Source organism: Mesorhizobium sp. WSM4935 (assembly GCF_029625735.1).
In the GTDB taxonomy this organism is placed as follows: Bacteria; Pseudomonadota; Alphaproteobacteria; order Rhizobiales; family Rhizobiaceae; genus Mesorhizobium.
This window is the reverse complement of record NZ_JARTVR010000016.1, coordinates 26,418-42,956: the sequence shown is the minus strand read 5'-3', so window position 1 is coordinate 42,956 and position 16,539 is coordinate 26,418. Positions and strand designations below refer to the sequence as shown.

Genomic DNA, 16,539 nt, shown 5'->3' with positions numbered 1-16,539 from the left:
GCTCATCCCCTCTTGCGCGCGATGAACTGCGCTATGCCCTGGATGGAATCGAGATTCTCCGGGAGCAGCTCACTGTCTTCCACCATGATGCCGAAGGTTTCTTCGATGAAGCCGATGACCTCGAGCACGCCGGTGGAGTCGACGATACCCTGATCGAGCAGCGATTCCGTGGCGCTGAGCGATTTGACGTCGGCGATGTAGAAGTTCGAAGCCAGGAAATCGCGAATTTGTCTGGTGTAAATGTCGCCCGCGGGCTTCGTTGCCAAAAAATTATCCATAACCCACCCTCCGATGAAAAACCAAATACGGTCCGCGCCGCCCGACAGGGGCTACGAAAGAGCCACCTTCTTGAGTTTCCCTGTGTCCGTCCTCGGCAGGCTGGGCACGATAACGATGGACTTCGGGACCATGAAGTTTTCAAGCCTCTTCTGGCACTCCATCTGAAGCTGCCGCTCGCCGACAATGCGGCCTTGCTCGATCACGACGAAGGCCTTCACGGCTTGGCCGAGAAGCTCGTCAGGTACGCCGACCACGGCAGCCTCCTTGACGCCCGGGATGTTCACCAGCACGTTCTCGACTTCCTTGGGCGCAACTTTCTCGCCCCGGGATTTTATGATCTCGTCGCTGCGGCCGATGAAATAGAGATAGCCCTCCGCGTCCATTCGGCAGTAGTCGCCGGTGTAGAGCACCTGCTCGCCCGGCAAGGGGCCGGGCTTGAGCTTCCTGGCGGTCGCTTCCGGTTTGCCCCAGTAGCCCTTCATCACCGTCGCGCCACGGATGACAAGTTGACCGACCACCCCGGGTTCGACGCGTTGATCGTTGTCGTCGACGATCCACATCTCGGTGTTCGGGATCGCGATTCCCACGCTCAGCGGTTTTCGCTCGAGATCTTCCGGCGGCAGATACGTGCAGCGCTTGCACTCGGTGAGCCCGTACATCGAATAGATGCGGGCGCCGGCAAACAGATCCCTAAGCATGGTGATGTGCTTGAGCGGCAAGGCGGCGGCGGTGTTGGTGACATAGCGGATGCTGGAGAAGTCGTGATCTTTCAGCGACTTGAGCTCCGCCAGCGAGGCGAAGATGGTGGGCACGCCCGGGAAGCCTGTGACCCTCTCGTCCTTGATGATCTGAAGGATCTGCGCCGGGAAGGCGAAAGAGCGCTCGAGAACCAGCCGGGCGCCGGTGCGGAACGCCATCAGCATCTGATAGAGACCGTAGTCGAAGGCGAGGGGCAGGACGTTGAGGATCACCTCGTCCTCGCGAAGCTCCAGATATGACGCAATCGAGGTGCATGCGGCGGTCATATTGCGGTGCGTCAGCATCACGCCCTTGGGCTCGCCCGTTGACCCGGACGTGTAGATGATGGCCGCAAGATCGATGTCGATTGATTTGCGCGCCGGCGCGGCGGGATTTCTCTCGGCGGCCGTTTCCCAGCGCATTGCCTGCGGCAACCGGCCAAGCTCGTCGTCCTCGATCGGCCCTGACACGATCACCTGGCGTAGCGATCGGCAATTTCGCGCCGGCTCACTGAACACAGAGCGCAGATGCTGGTCGGTGATCAGCGCCGCCGGCCGGCAATCATTCAGCAGGTAATCAAGCTTGTCGCTTTTGGTGAGCGGATTGACGATGCACACGACGGCGTTTGCCTTCAGCACCGCCCAGAAGCTGACGACCGTCTCGACCGTGTTGTCGGCGAAGATCATCACCCGGTCGCCGCGTTGCACGCCGGCCGTTGCCAGACATTGAGCGACCCCGTTGGAACGCTCGTCGAGTTCGCCGTAGGTGACACGTCGTCCGTTGCAGACCAACGCCACCTTGTCGCCGAGCCGGCCGGCCGAGTGGATCAGATAATCATGCAGGAGCGGTACGGCGCCGTGGATCATGCCAACTCCCTTTCGCGATGCTCGTAATCGACATCGATGCTGAGATCCGGCCTTGTCGAGCCGGCAGGACGATTTGCGACGAATTGCTGGTGCAGAAGCTGCGTCGACAGCACGCCGACCAGGGCCATGTTGTCGGAGTTCGACATGTCGCCGTCGCCGGTTCGAGCCCGGCACTTCCCGACCAGCCGGCTCACCGACTTGGGATCGAAGACGCCGGCCGCCCGCACGGCCGTCTCGGACAAGGCGTCGCCAATGTAGGCCGGCGCGCCGTCAGCAAAGAAACTCATCGCATTCGGCGCCCGGTAGGGCTGCTTCTTCCGGGCGACGACCCGCGGCGGCAGGATCGGCGCGGCGACGCGCTTCAGCACATGCTTCTCGTCGAGACCGCGCAGCTTGTAGGCATCCGGAAGTGCGTTCGCCAACGCCACGACATTGTCATCCAGGAATGGGAAGCGGCCCTCGATGGAGTGAGCCATCAGCATCCTGTCGCCTTGCGAGGAGAGCAGGTAGCCCGACATCAAGGTTTGGATCTCGATATACTGATCCTGGGCGAGGGGGCTCCAGCGCGCAAATTCGGCCGGCAGCGTCGAGATCAGTTCGCTCACCGCATCCCGGCGTTCGGAGGCAGCCCGCATATCGGAGCAGAACAGGCGCTTGATGGCGCTGGTCGTACGCCAGCGCGTGTCATGCGCAAATCCGGCCGCGGCGTGGGCCTCGATATTGCGGCCGAAGAACTGCCGGGCCAGTGCCTGCTGATGAACCGGTGAGCGTGACAGATATGGATAGAGCCGTTCGAGCAGTCGGGCGCGCTTGGTCGAAGCCGGCTGGCGTCCCCAGAAGCGGCGCACCTTGCCCTCGCGGAACAGGTCATAACCGGCAAACATCTCGTCGGCGCCTTCGCCGGTCAGCACGACTTTGATGCCGCGTTCCCGCACGAGCCTCGACAGCAGGAACAGTGGTGCCGGCGCGGTCCTGAGGATCGGCCGCTCGGTGTGGCGGATCACCTCGGGAAAGACTGCGGCTATATCGTCGCGGGAAACGACTATTTCGTGGTGTTCGCTGCCCGTCGCGTCTGCGACGAGCCGCTGGAATTCGGTCTCGTCATATTCGGCATCGGCAAAACGCAGCGAAAAGGTCTGGAAACGCTCGCCGGCGAAGCGCCTTCCGAGCGTGGCGACAAGGGAGCTGTCGAGCCCGCCTGACAGATAGCAGCCAACCGGCACATCGGCTTGCACGATTCGCAACGCTGCGGCGCCTTCCAGCATCAGCCGCACTTCCTCCACGGCCTCGTCCAGGGAGCCGCTGAACCGGTCTTGGTCCTGATCCTGGATTTCCGGAAAGCGCGGCTGCCAGAATGGGTATTCTCGGGCCACGCCTTTCTCATAGAGGCGCACGTGTCCGGGCGGGAGTTCCCGGATGCCCTGGAACACGGTTTGTGGCGCAACGACGGTCCACATGGTGAAGGTCTGATCGATACCCGCTGGATCGAACGCGCGCGGGATAGAGACCTCGGCGGCGAAAATCGCTTTGACTTCGCTCGCAAAGAACAGGCGGCCGCCATGCTCGCAAAAATGCAGCGGGCAAATGCCGTATCGATCGCGCGACAGCACCAGCCGGCCTGCAGCCGGGTCCCAGATCGCCAGCGCCCATTGGCCGTTCATACGCTCGAAGGCTGCCTGGCCCCACTCCCGATAAGCGTGCAGGACGACTTCGGTATCGCTGCGGGTGCGAAACCGATGGCCGAGGGCGAACAGCCTGTCGCGCAGTTCGAGATAGTTGAAAATCTCGCCGTTGAAGACGATCCACGCCGGACCATCGGAGTCGGCGAGCGGCTGCTGCCCGTGTTGAAGATCGACGATCGACAACCGGGCATGCGCCAGCCCGGCGCGTCTGTCGCGGTAGAGCCCCCGTTCGTCAGGACCGCGATGCGCAAGCGCGCCGGCCATGCGCAACAATGCTTCGCGCGAAGGCGGCTCGGCGGTGGCGTTCAGCGCCAGTATCCCGGCGATCCCGCACATCGTCGTCAGTCCACATCCATCGGCACGGACGGCAAGGGCCGCGCATGCAGATAGCGTGCTGCCCGGCGCTTGGCTTCGATGTCCTTGAAGACCTTCTCGACCTGGCCGCCCGTGAGGCCCGCAGCGGCTGCGACCTCGTCGGCGCATAACCCATGGTTGACGCCATAGAGGCATAGATCCGTCAGCTGGTAAGGCAGCGCAAAGTAGAATTCCTCCTGGCTTTGAGCCATGGAAAATGTGTCGGTGGTCGGCGGCCTGCGACGGATTTCTTCGTTCACTCCGAGATATTCAGCCAACTGGTAGACCTGTGTTTTGTACAGGTGCACGATCGGCATGACGTCGGCGATACCGTCGCCTTGCTTGACGAAGAAGCCCTGGTCGTATTCGAGCCGGTTCGGCGTTCCGGCAACAGCGTAGCCGAGGCGATCCGCATGATAATATTCGGTCATCTTGCGGATGCGCTGCTTGTAATTGGTCGCGGCGACGATCTGCAGATAGGCTGCCAAGGGCAGCCGAACCGTGTTGACCTTGCCTTCCGGATCCTGAACCGTAAGACGGGTGATGTTGAGCCCTTGGCTCTCCAGGACCGAGGTCAGCACCAGCTTGCATTTCCATCCTTCGTCATACTCTGGAACGACGGAGCGGATGGCCTCGATCTGCCGGCGATAGGCGCCGATGGCATCGAGCGCCGGGGCGATATCTTCGACCAGGGTATCGATGCCGAGCTGAGCAGCGATGACGCGTCCGAGCCTCAGCGAGTCTCCCGAGGAGTCCCGCTCCGGCATGAAGAGACCCAGCACCTTGTCCTTGCCGAAGGCGCGCACGCATAAGGAGGCTACGACGGAACTGTCGATGCCGCCCGATAGGCCGACCACCACGCCGCGCCGTCGAAGCGTGACCAAAACCTGCTCGCGCGTCGACGACACGATGCGGTCCGCTTCCGCGGCTGCATCCAATGCCAGCGCTTCCTTGGTGAATCCCGAGATCACGCCCACTGGCCCTCCAATTGCAGGGTTTCGGCCGTCGAATAGGTTTGCAACACGGCCTTCTCGATCAGCGGACGGTTGGTCGCGACGTGAGGCTCCACGACGAGATCGATATGTGTGCCGACGATCGGAACCACCTGCAGGTCGCGAAACACCCGATCCCACCCGATGGCGCGGGACATCCCCGGGCGAGCGCAGCGGAACAGCGTTCCATGGATCGGAAGCGCTGGCTTGGGTTCCTCCAGCCATCGGAAAAATGCGCGAGCCCGCAAAACCTCCTGCAATTCCAGCTTGATGCGGAAACAGGCTCCGTTGAACTGGCCTTCGGTATAGCGATCGATCGCGCTGGCGAGACGGACTTCGTGCCCCAATCTGACCGCGATCTTTGCCAGCGCGCGGCAGGCGACGCGCTGGAACGAGATGCGGTTGGACCGGAGCCGGCGCATCGTGCGGATGAACGTGTCCCACAGGCGGCTGCGCTCGCCCTCCAGGCTTGTGTCGAGGATGCCGATGAACTTGACCGACCGCCCGGCCTCGAGCAGGCGCACCGCGACCTCCAGCGCGACCGCGCCGCCGAGCGAGTGGCCCAGAAGCCTGACATGCCCGGACGGCTGAGCGCGGTTGATTTGCTGGACCGCGGCGTCTGCCATGCTGGCGAGATCGCTCTGTCCGCGCAGGATGAGCGCGAGGCCGGGATATCTGATTGGAACCACTTTCGCGGTTTTCCCCATGGCGGAGGAAAAGGCGGCAAGACTTGGACCGTAGCCGACGGATCCGGGAAACAGGAAAAGCAGCGGCGGGTTGTGCTCAGGGACGGCTTTGCCGGATGCGGCTGCCTGCGCCGCGACGACAGCCCTCACCATCTCGGCCGCGCTCATTCCGACGGTGAACCCCTCGAGGCCGAGTTCCTTGCCGATGAGATTCTCGATCTCCATCACGCAGTGCAGCAGCTTCAGCGAGTCTCCTCCAGCCTCGTCCCATCTGCCTGTGGCTGCCTTGGTGTTGAGGACCTTGCTCCATGCCTTCTGCACCACCTTACCCACCGCCGAATCGGCATCCGAACCGGACGGGTCGGCCGGAACAATCGGCCTCCTGGCGAGGAGGTCCATTTTACCGAGTTTGATGAGGTCGATCTTTCCGCCATCAAGGCAGGGGATCTCGCTCACCCGGTGGAGCCGCAGGGGCCGCAGCGCTGGGGGCAGCGTGTCGGCAATCAGCCGGCGCAGGTCCTCCACAAAATCCGGACCTGCGACATCGCTTGGAATGGCGAATGCGACAAGTTCGGTTGCCTCGGTCACGATTGCGACGGCATCCTGAACCGACGGGGCGGATCGCAGCACCCTTTCGAGCTCGGCCGGCTCGATGCGTCGACCGTTGATCTTTATCTGGCGCCCCTTCCGGCCGATGATCCTCAATAGACCATCGCTGTCCAGACGCACGAGATCGCCGGTCGGAAAAACCCGTGCATGCGGATCGTCGGGGTCGGCTTCGACAGGGATGACGGCGCCATTTTCCCAATGCCCGAGCAGGACATAGGGGCTCTTGATCACGAGCTCTCCCGTTTCACCGGGCGGGACGACGCGTCCTTCCTCGTCGACGATCGAGAACGCGATCCCCGGCAAAAGGCGCCCAACCGGCACGTCGGGCTCGGCGTTCGGCGGTTCCGACGGCACGAACCACTGCGATCCTGTCGTTTCCGTGGACGAATAGCCGATCTGGATCAGGCAATGCGGCGGGACGGCTTTGCGCAGAAGGGCAATGTCGGACCACAGCACTTTCTCGCCGCCGACGCGGACGACCCTGAGCGATCTGAACGAATCAGCGCTGGCATCCGCCATCAGCGTTCGAAGCAAGGTGGGCACGATGTATGTGACGGTCGTGCCCTGGTCCTGCATCCGCGCGCGAACGCCGCGCAGCCCCACCGCCTCCAGTTCGACGAGCTGCAAGGTGGCCCCGCTGAGGACGGCCGCCAGAATCTCGCGGCAGCCGGCTATCGTGGCCAGTCCCGACAGGGGCAGAAAAACATCGTCCGAATTGATGTGACACGCCTCGACATATTGTTGCACGCGCCACAGCAAGCTGCGCTGGCTGTTAACTATGCCCTTCGGGCGCCCTGTGCTGCCCGAGGTATAGAGAATGATGGCCGGCGCATCGACGGAAGGCTGCGGCAGGGGCGTTGCCAACAGCTCCCGCTCCGATGCCGAACTTACGCTCATGTCGATCCATTGGATGTCCGCAGGCAGGTCGCTGGGCCTGTCGCCGATGCCCAGCATGGCCGAAAGCTGGGACGCCGCCACAATCTCCCTGATCCGGGGACCGGGATCTCTCGCATTGAGCGGAATCGAAATCCGTCCGGCTGCCATGGCCGCGAGCATGGCGACGACGCTCCAGACCGAGGTTGGCTGGCAGATTCCGACCGGCCTGCCTTCGGGAACGGCATTCGCAACGCGGCGCGATAGGATATCGACGGCGACGCCGAGCGCCGAATAGGAGAGTTCGTCCGCACCGTCATTGATGGCGATCTTATGCGGATGTTGCCCTACGATCATTTCCAGACGGGGACCGATCCCTATATCCGCAAAATCGGCCGGCAAAGGCGGATAGGACCGCAGGGCAGGTCCGCCCTGGTCCAGCGCATAATTGCGCACTTCTACCCATCCGGGCGGGCTTTGCGGAAGAGGAGCCTCATCAAAGTCCTGATCCGCTGCTTGTGCCTTCACATATGCCGGGAGCATGGCGTGCCTGAGCTAGAGATGAAGTTCGGTTATGGCTCTGCTCAAGAGATCTTTCATCGATCATTCTGATGATGCTTCCGGGGATAAAGAGAGGCGAGGGTGGGAACGGGTAGGAATCGGGTCACAGCTTAACGTTAGGGATATGCCGTGACATCAAATAGGCCTGTTCTTGTCACCGGGGCAGCGGGTTTCATCGGCTTTCATCTATGCCGGAGACTGCTTAGCGACGGTTGGCAAGTTCTCGGTTTCGATTCCATGAATGAATACTACGACGTCAATCTGAAGCGAGCCCGGCTCGATCAGTTGGAGGAATTTCCGCATTTCCGGTTCGAGCATGTCGATCTCGCCGATCGTGATCGCGTTTCGGGGCTATTTGCCTCGGTTGATCCGGAAATCGTCGTCAATCTCGCAGCCCAGGCCGGCGTTCGTCATTCGCTCACCAATCCCTACGCCTACGGCGAAAGCAATCTGAGCGGATTCCTCAATGTCCTGGAAGGATGCCGCCACGCCTCGGTCGGCCACCTGGTCTATGCGTCCTCGAGCTCGATCTATGGCGGCAGCACGCGAATGCCGTTCTCCGTTCACGATTCCGCCGATCACCCGCTCAGTCTCTACGCCGCCACCAAGAGGGCCAACGAGTTGATGGCCCATACCTACAGTCATCTTCTCCGACTGCCGACGACTGGTTTGCGGTTCTTTACAGTTTACGGGCCATGGGGCCGTCCGGATATGGCCCTGTTCATCTTCACCAAGGCCATACTGGCGGGTGAGCCCATCGACGTCTTCAACCACGGCAACATGCAGCGAGACTTCACCTATATCGATGACGTCATCGAGGGTTTAATCCGCATCATGCAACTGCCTGCAACGCCCAACAAGGAATGGAGCAGTGCCGCGCCTGACCCCGCGACGAGCAGCGCGCCGTTCAGGATCCACAACATCGGCGGCAGCTCGCCAGTCGAGCTGAATCACTTGATCGAACTGCTGGAAGACGCGCTGGGCAAGAAAGCGAAACGCAACTCCATGCCGCTCCAGCCGGGTGACGTGCCTGCCACCTGTGCCGATGTCAGCTCACTTGAGCAAGCGATTGGCTTCAGGCCGAGAATTCCGATCGAGATCGGCGTCCGGCGTTTCGTGGAATGGTATCGGGAATTTTATCGAGTTTGATCCGGACCGCTCCTGTATCTCCACGCAGCCGCAGTTGGCGACCCCAAAAGATACGCCTTTTCGCAGCTTCACCGCTGGCGAAGGTGAACGCCAGCGCCGCGGTTAGCGGCTCTCTAGTCTAGAAGCAGGAAATCGGAAAACCTCGCGCGCATCGGCGTCAAGGGCTTCTCATCGCTCTGACGAGCGCACGAGCGGCCCGGCCCGTGGCTAGGGCAACAAAACGAGCGCCCCGCTGGTCCTGCGGGCTTCCAGATCCCGGTGAGCGTCCGCGGCTCTGGCCAGGTCATAAGCCACGGGCTGCTCGATCCTGACGGCGCGCTGACGCAACGCCGCGAAAAAGCGGTCGACATGCGGCGCGAGCTTTTCGGGCGTGTCGGTGTAATGTGCGTAGTTGGGCCGCGAAAGGGTGATCGACCGGGAGGCGAACCGGCCGACGTCCCAGCTGCCGACCGGCCCCGATGCTTGGCCGAAGCTGACGAGATGACCGCGCACGGCAAGGGCCGCAAGCGAGCCGGCGAATGTGTCGGCGCCGACGGCATCGTAGATGACGTTGGCGCCTGCGCCGCCGGTCAGCCCCATCACCGCCTCGCTGAAATCCTCGCGGGAATAGACGACGACATGGTGCGCGCCGAGCCGCTCGACGATGCGCGCCTTGTCGTCGCTCGACACGGTTGCGATCACGGTGGCGCCGAGATGGCGCGCCCATTGCACCAGCAACTGGCCGATGCCGCCGGCGCCGGCATGGATGAGCACGACCTCGCCTGGCCGGACGGTATGGATGTCATGCAGCAGGAAGCTGGCCGTCACGCCCTTGAGCAGGCTCGCGGCGGCGGTTTCGTCCGATATGTCGTCCGACAGGCGCACCAAGAGCTCGGCTGTCATGTTACGGCGCTCGGCATAGGCGCCGACCGGCGGGCAGGCATAGGCGACGCGATCGCCGACCGACAGGCCTGAGATCGCCGAGCCGACAGCCTCGATGATACCTGCCGCCTCCATGCCGGGCACGCCGGGCAGCCCCAGCAGATCAAAGAAGCCGGTCCGGCAATAGACGTCGATGAAGTTGACGCCGATAACCGTATGGCGGATGCGCACCTCGTAGGGTGCCGGCGGCGGCAATGCTATCTCCTTCAGCTGCAGCACGTCCGGTCCGCCATAGCGCTCGACAAGGATCGCCCGCGTTGTTTCTTCCCTTCTCAAGGATGATGCGAGGATCGACGGTGCTGGGATCGAACGTGGTGCAATGTCTGTCGGCCCCGGCGGCATGATTGTCTTCGACGGCCTTGCCTCGGTGGGCATGGGAAAGTCCCGGCGCCTGAGCAGGTCGCGGATCGCGGCGAAGCCGGCACGATAGATGTCCTCCGCGACCAGCTTCACCAGTTCGTCGCGACGATGCGCCGGCGGATGGAATTCGGAACGCCATTCCCAGAAGGTGGCGTTGCCGTCGGTCACCGGCTTCAGCCGTATCGAGGCGACATAGCCCATCAATGGCAGCGGCGCCTCGAGCAGGCAGTAGCTCAGCCGGCGGTCCTTGTCGGAGAGCGCCAGAAGCTGCTCGCGCAGCTCGCCGCCGTCGGCCAGACGGAAATGGCGCACGGCGCCGACCACATCGGCAGGCTCGCCGCCATCGATCTCGCTCGACGCGATCGCCGGATGCCAGCGGTCGTGACCGTTGAAATCGCGCAGGATCGCCCAGACCTCCTCGATCGGGGCATCGATAATCGTGCTCTGGCGGACCTGAACCATTCGCGGCGGGTCAGCGTCCGAAGCGCTGCTTCAGCGCGGTGAACGCGGCCTGGAATACGCCCATGCCGATCTGCTGCGTCAGCGCCGCCTCGCGTCCGGGGGCACAATCGAACTCGGCCTGCCATTCGGCCAGCGTCAAATTGCCGTCGGTAATCGGCGTCAGCGACAGGGTGGCGACATAGTTCTCCACCTGCATCGGGCTTTCCAGGATCGCATAGCTGCAGGAGAGGTCGTAATCCGACAGCGCCAGCAGTTTTTCGCGGATTCGTCCGCCGTCCTTGAGCGTGAAATTACGGATGCAGCCTATCCGGTCGGCATGCGCGTTCTGCTCGATGCGGCTCTCCGTCACGAAAGGCGCCCAGCCCGGCAAGCCGTTGAAGTCACGCACGACCTTCCAGACGTCCGCGGCCGGGGCCGGGATGACCGAGGAGACATAGACCTTGGTCATGCTTGAGAGCCGGAGATGGAACTATGGAGGTCGCGCTTGGGTGTACCTCCCTTGTTGACGCCGGCACCGCCCCTCATTGTCCTGCCGGACATTTCTCTCCGTAAAGCGACGGGGAGAAAGGGGCTGGCCGCAACCTCGGTGCCGACATTGCGACGTTGGTGATTTGCGAAGCCATCAATGACCGCGTCCCTCTCCCCGTGACTATACGGGGAGAGGGTGCCAGCAGGCAGGTAAGGGGCAGCGCAGACGTTCCCGTCAATGGTCGCGGTCGTCATCATCGTCCTTGGCGGTCTTGGCCTTGCCTTTCCCTTGCACTTCTTGTCGCTTGTCGCGGGCGAGGTTGGAAATGTCCTTGGCGTCGCGCAGCACGTCGGTCATCCGTCCGAGCGAGCCGCCCTCGATGCCAATCTCCTTCATAAGATTGTCGATCATCGGGGCCTGCACCCGGTAGCGCAGCGCCGAATCGATCACCTCGTCGGTGACATTGCGGTTGCCGCCCGACCCGCCATTGATGCCATCGACATGCAGGATCTTGATCCCGTCGATCTTCTCCATCGGCTTGACGCTCTCGCGGATGATACCTTCCATGTGATCGAGCAACTTGCCGCGCAGGCGGCCGGCGCGCGCCTCGCTGGAGAGAAGGTTCTCCGCTTCGTTGATCTGCCGATGACCGGCCGCGTCGACTTCGTAACGCTGAGCGGCGGCAAGCGCGTGGATCTTTTCCGATTCCGCAGCCGCCACGGCCGCGATCTTCTGCGCTTCCGCCAGGCTCTTCGCGGCCTTCATCTCGGCCTCGGCGGCGGCGGTGACGCGAAGCGCCTCGCGCTCCGCCTCGCGGCTGGCGGCGATCAGGTCGGTCAGCTTGCGGCGCTCGGCGATCTCGCGCTCGCGGGCGGTCAGGGCCTGTTCCTCCGCTTGGATGGCCTTGGCGCGGACGGCTTCCGAAGCGGCGATCGCCGAGGAGCGTTCCTGCGTCTTCTTGGCGATGTCGATAGCCTTCTGGATTTCGGCGATCTCGACCTTCTGGTCGCGGTCGACGGCGAGCTGGCGCAGCTCGCGTTCCTTGACGAGCTTGGCTTCCTCGATGCCGCGCTCGGTGGTGATGCGCGCCCGTTCCACCTCCTCGGCCGCTGCGATCTCGGCTTCCTCGAAGGCCTGGCGCTTGGCGATCTGCAGGGCTTCGAGGTGGCGCTCCCTGGCGATCCGCACCTCGTCCAGCGCACGTTCCTGCTCGATCCGCGCGGTCTCGGTCGCCTGGGTTTCGACGATCTCGGCGCGGCGCTTCTCCGCCTCCGCCCGTGTCACTTCGAGCGCCTTTTCGGCGAGCGCGATCTGGCGTTCGAGCTCGGCGATTTCGAGCGACTTCCTGCGCTCGATCTCAAGTCCGCTCTGCGCGCCTTCGCGCTCGATGCGCGCCTTCTCCAGCGAAAGTCCGAGAGCGATCTGCTCGCGCTCGGTCAGTTCGCGCATCTTCATCTCGGCCTCGTCGAGTGCGCGGCGGCGCGCGATCTCGCGGCGCTGCGTGTCTTCCTCGCTGCGGATGCGTTCCTCGGTGATGCTGCGCTCCTGGGCGAGGCGCGATTTCTCGACCGCCTCGCGCGCGGAAAGCTGTGCCTGCTCGGCCTCCTGGTCGCGCACGGCGCGCTCCCTGGCGAGTTCGGAGCGCTGCGCGGCGCGCCGGATCTCCACTTCGCGCTCCTGTTCGAGGCGGGCGTATTCCGTGTCGCGCTCGATCTCCAGCACCTTGCGTTGCGTGTCGAGGTTCTGGTTGCGGATGTCGACCAAGGTGCGCTGCTCGATCTCATTGCGCATACGGCGCCTGGTCTCGATGGATTCGGTCAGCTGCGTCAGGCCTTCGGCATCGAAAGCGTTGGACGGATCGAAATATTCGAGGCTGGTCTGGTCGAGATCGACGATAGCGACACTCTCCAGCTCCAGCCCGTTGGCGGCCAGCGAATCCGAGGCAAGCGCCCGGACCTTCTCGGCATAGTCGCCGCGCAGCTCATGCATCTCTTCCAGCGTCATCTGCGCGGCGACGGTGCGCATGGCGCCCGCGAACTTGCCTTCCAGCAATTCACGCAGGCTGTCGGGCTGCAGCGTGCGGCGGCCGAGGGTCTGCGCCGCGGTGGCGACGAACTCGCGGCTCGCGCCGACGCGGACGAAGAACTCGGCGATGAGGTCGACGCGCATGCGGTTCCTGGTGATCAGCGCCAGCGCCTCCTCGCGGCGCACCTCGATGCGCAGCACGTTCATGTTGACGGGAGTGATCTCGTGCAGCACGGGGATGACGAACGCGCCGCCGTTCACCACCACCTTCTCGCCCAGGAAGCCGGTGCGCACGAACGCCGTCTCCTTCGTCGAACGGCGATAGAGCCACCGCAGGATATAGACGGCGATCACCACGACGACCGCGGCGACAATCAGCCACAACAGGAAAGCGCCAAAGCTCTGCGCGTCCATGATTTATTCTCCCCTACACAATCCGGTCTGCGCCAGGCGCCAATTCAAAGATCCGTCCGCCCGTCAGGTAAAGCCCAATTCGTCATGCCCGCCTCTGCAGCTTTGGGCCGATCGCGTGGAAAGCGCCGATCACCGCATCGACGAAAGGCGTATCGTTGATGTTGGCGCGCACCCGCTCGACATGGCGCAGCGGCGTCTGGCGAACCGTCTTTTCGATTGCCTCGAACAAGGCGTTGTCGGCTTCCGGGTCATGAAAGGGCTGGCCGGGCGCGTCGAGCATCGAGACGCCGCCTTCGGGCAGCAGGAAGCGTACCGGGCCATTCATAGCGTTGAGCCGAGCGCCGATCCATTCGCCGAAAGCGCGGTTCTCGTCCCGCGTCGTGCGCATCAGCGTGATATTGGGATTATGGATGACGAATTTGCGGCCGCGGAACTTCTCCGGCACGCTCTCGCGCGGACCGAAATTGACCATGTCCAGCGCACCCGTCGATCCGACATAGGGAAGTCCGCTGCGGATGGCGGCGCCGAAGCGATCCGCCGTCGCGGGAAAAACGCCGCCGACGATCATGTCGGCCACCTCGGTTGTGGTGAGGTCAAGGAAAGCCGACAGCAGGCGCGAGTCGCCCAGATTCTCCATGGCGCGCCCACCGATGCCGGTGGCGTGGAAGACGAGGCAGTCATAATCGGCTTCGAGCCGCTTCGTAACCTCCTGCACCGCCGGCGTGGTGACGCCGAACATGGTGATGCCGACAGCCGGCCGCGCAACCTTGCGCTTTGCTTCCCACGCCTCGGCATTGGGCAACTGCGCCACCATGCCCGCCATGGCATGCGCAGCATTGGCAAGCACCCGTTCGGTAATGGAGTTCAGCCCTTGAACATCGGCGACCGAATGGAACATCATGATGTCGGCGCCGCCGACATATTTGGCGACATCGCCTGCCGCCACCGTCGAGACCATCAGCTTGGGAATGCCGACCGGCAGGACCCGCATGCCGGCCGTCGCCAGCGTTGTGCCGCCGGAGCCGCCCGCCGAGATGATGCCGCCGATGCGCGGCTCTCGCTCGATCCAGCGCGCGAAGGCCTCAGCCATGGCACTGACCGAGCCGCCGCGATCGTCGGTGAACACCGCCGAGGACCCGCGAATATGCATGCCGGCCACCTGCATGGCCGGCACGTCCGTGCTCGCTGGTTTGCCCGATGTCGACAGGTCGACCGTGCGGACCGGGACGCCGAGCGACCTCAGGCGCTCGGCGATGAAGCGCAGTTCCTTGCCCTTGGTGTCGAACGTGCCAGCGACCAGCACCGTCCTGCCGATGCGCTCGGCGAACGGCATGGCAAAGACCTTCTTGGGATCTTCCTGCGGCAGCTTGTTCGAGACGGCCGCCTGCCTCAGTTCGGTGACCGGCAGGTTCCAGCGGTTGGGCAATTCGGTGACAGGCCGGTAGACGCTGTCGCCCCCCGCCGCTTCGACCGATCCGACCGCCCCGCGGTCGACGCGATAGACGGCCGCCAACTGCTCCTTTGCCTGCGCCGCTTCCGCTGGCGTGAAAGGCGCTTCCTCGGCATGGCGTCCGACGCCGAGCAGCCGTTGCTGCAGGTCGCGGTCGGCGGCAAGCGCGGCCGCATCCATCAGCCGGTTGATGCGGCCATTGACCATGATCGCGACCTGGCTGGAGACGGCCGTCGCCACCCCGATATTCTGCTCGATTACGAGCACGGCCATCTCGCCTTCCGCGGCGAGCTCGACGAGCATCTTTTCGACCTGCTCGACGATGATCGGCGCCAGGCCCTCGGTCGGCTCGTCCATCACCAGAAGCTTCGGATCGCTGAGCAGGGCGCGCGAGATGGCGAGCATCTGCTGCTCGCCGCCCGACAGCTGCGATCCGCCATTATGACGGCGCTCCGCCAGGCGTGGGAAGGTCTGGTAGACGCGCTCGACCGTCCAGCTCGCGTCGCGCCGGTTGCCGGCGGCAAGCCGCAGATGCTCGTCGACCGTCAGGCTCGGCCAAAGGCGGCGCCCTTGCGGCACATAGCCGATGCCGAGGCGATGGATCTCGTGCGGTTCCAGCGCGGTGATCTCGCGGCCGTCGAAGCGGATCGAGCCGGAGCGCGCGCGCTTCAGCCCGACGATGGTGTTGCACAGCGTCGACTTGCCCATGCCGTTGCGGCCGACGACCGAAAGCACGCCGCTCTCCAGCGTCAGCGAAATTCCCTGCAGCGCATGGCTCTCGCCATAGAAGACCTGCAGGTCTTCTATCTTCAGCACCGCCCTGGCGCTTTTGCCGGCGGAGCGGTCAGCCATGCTTGCCTCCGAGATAGATCTGCTGGACCTCCGGATCGGCCTCGATTTCCTGCGGCGTTCCTTCCTTGAACAGATGCCCGTTATGCATCATCGACACATAGTCGGCCACGCGCAGCGCGACATCGAGATCGTGCTCGATGATGATGAAGCCGATATGCTTCGGCAGCGCGTTGAGGATGGCGACGAGGTCGCGTCGCTCGGTCGGTGAAAGACCCGCCGCCGGCTCGTCGAACAGGATGAAGCGCGGCGCGCCGGCGAGTGCCAGCGCGATTTCCAGCTGCCGCTGCTGGCCGTGGCTGAGCGTCGCCACCAGGGCGTTGCGATAGGCTTCGAGATGGACCGCCTCGAGGATCGATCGCGCCTGCACCATGTTGACGTCGGCGGCGGGCGGCCTCAGCAGAGAAAACCGCCTGCGCGAGACGCCACGGCAGGCGAGAAAGATGGAATCGAGAACCGACAGCCCCTTGAACAGCTGAGAGATCTGATAGGTGCGGCGCAGCCCGCGGCGGATGCGCTCATGCGGCGGCAGGTCGGTGATGTCCTCGCCGAAGAAGCGGATGCGTCCGGCGGTCGGCAGGAAGTCGCCGGTCACGGCGTTGAAGAGCGTGGTCTTGCCGGCGCCGTTGGAGCCGAGGACCGCGCGCCGCTCGCCGGCCGCGATCCTCATGTCGATGCCCGAGAGAGCCACCAGTGCTCCGAAATGCCGCGCAACGCCATCGAGCTCCAGCGCGTAGGCGCTGGTGCTCTGCAGACGGTTCGCGGCCAGGTTTTCGGTCACTGACGATGCTCTTGGCGCG

11 protein-coding genes are annotated in these 16,539 nt (G+C 63.8%); 1 reads left to right on the top strand and 10 read right to left on the bottom strand.

From position 1 onward, the window contains the following. Positions 1 to 2 precede the first annotated feature (2 nt). The 5 genes from P9273_RS26920 to P9273_RS26900 form a co-directional block, all read right to left on the bottom strand. Positions 3 to 266 carry an acyl carrier protein gene (locus P9273_RS26920; RefSeq protein WP_278051482.1) on the bottom strand — a complete coding sequence of 88 codons (264 nt, stop codon included), beginning with the start codon at positions 264 to 266 and terminating at the stop codon, positions 3 to 5. 63 nt (positions 267 to 329) lie between these two features. Continuing rightward, positions 330 to 1,883: a class I adenylate-forming enzyme family protein gene (locus tag P9273_RS26915; RefSeq protein ID WP_278051481.1), complete on the bottom strand. Its 1,554-nt coding sequence runs from the start codon at positions 1,881 to 1,883 to the stop codon at positions 330 to 332. Beyond that, positions 1,880 to 3,901, bottom strand: a complete 2,022-nt coding sequence (asnB, locus tag P9273_RS26910) for an asparagine synthase (glutamine-hydrolyzing) (RefSeq protein ID WP_278051480.1) — start codon at positions 3,899 to 3,901, stop codon at positions 1,880 to 1,882. The genes P9273_RS26915 and asnB overlap by 4 nt, the downstream gene beginning before the upstream one ends. A 5-nt stretch (positions 3,902 to 3,906) precedes the next feature. Next, complete coding sequence (gene nadE / locus P9273_RS26905) at positions 3,907 to 4,890, bottom strand: NAD(+) synthase (protein WP_278051561.1); 984 nt, start codon at positions 4,888 to 4,890, stop codon at positions 3,907 to 3,909. Then, positions 4,887 to 7,535, bottom strand: coding sequence for an AMP-binding protein (locus P9273_RS26900; protein ID WP_336619407.1), 2,649 nt, complete (start codon positions 7,533 to 7,535; stop codon positions 4,887 to 4,889). Before P9273_RS26900 ends, nadE begins: the two co-directional genes overlap by 4 nt. A 234-nt stretch (positions 7,536 to 7,769) precedes the next feature. Between P9273_RS26900 and P9273_RS26895 the strand changes: the two genes are divergently transcribed. Then, positions 7,770 to 8,789 carry an NAD-dependent epimerase gene (locus P9273_RS26895; RefSeq protein ID WP_278051478.1) on the top strand — a complete coding sequence of 340 codons (1,020 nt, stop codon included), beginning with the start codon at positions 7,770 to 7,772 and terminating at the stop codon, positions 8,787 to 8,789. Between the two features lie 207 nt (positions 8,790 to 8,996). Here the strand turns inward: P9273_RS26895 and P9273_RS26890 are convergent, their stop codons facing one another. The 5 genes from P9273_RS26890 to P9273_RS26870 all read right to left on the bottom strand — a co-directional run bounded on the left by P9273_RS26890 (position 8,997) and on the right by P9273_RS26870 (position 16,520). Then, on the bottom strand, positions 8,997 to 10,532 hold the full coding sequence (locus P9273_RS26890) for an SRPBCC family protein (RefSeq protein WP_278051477.1): 1,536 nt from the start codon (positions 10,530 to 10,532) through the stop codon (positions 8,997 to 8,999). A gap of 10 nt (positions 10,533 to 10,542) precedes the next feature. Further along, a complete protein-coding gene (locus tag P9273_RS26885; protein ID WP_278051476.1) occupies positions 10,543 to 10,980 on the bottom strand; it encodes an SRPBCC family protein in 438 nt (145 codons plus the stop codon). A 255-nt stretch (positions 10,981 to 11,235) separates the two neighbouring features. Next, a complete protein-coding gene (locus P9273_RS26880; RefSeq protein WP_278051475.1) occupies positions 11,236 to 13,440 on the bottom strand; it encodes a flotillin domain-containing protein in 2,205 nt (734 codons plus the stop codon). Positions 13,441 to 13,522: 82 nt separating this feature from the next. Next, complete coding sequence (locus P9273_RS26875; protein WP_278051474.1) at positions 13,523 to 15,742, bottom strand: ABC transporter permease; 2,220 nt, start codon at positions 15,740 to 15,742, stop codon at positions 13,523 to 13,525. Further along, entirely contained in the window at positions 15,735 to 16,520 is a 786-nt protein-coding gene (locus P9273_RS26870; protein WP_278051473.1) for an ABC transporter ATP-binding protein, read from the bottom strand. The genes P9273_RS26875 and P9273_RS26870 overlap by 8 nt, the downstream gene beginning before the upstream one ends. Positions 16,521 to 16,539: the final 19 nt, after the last annotated feature.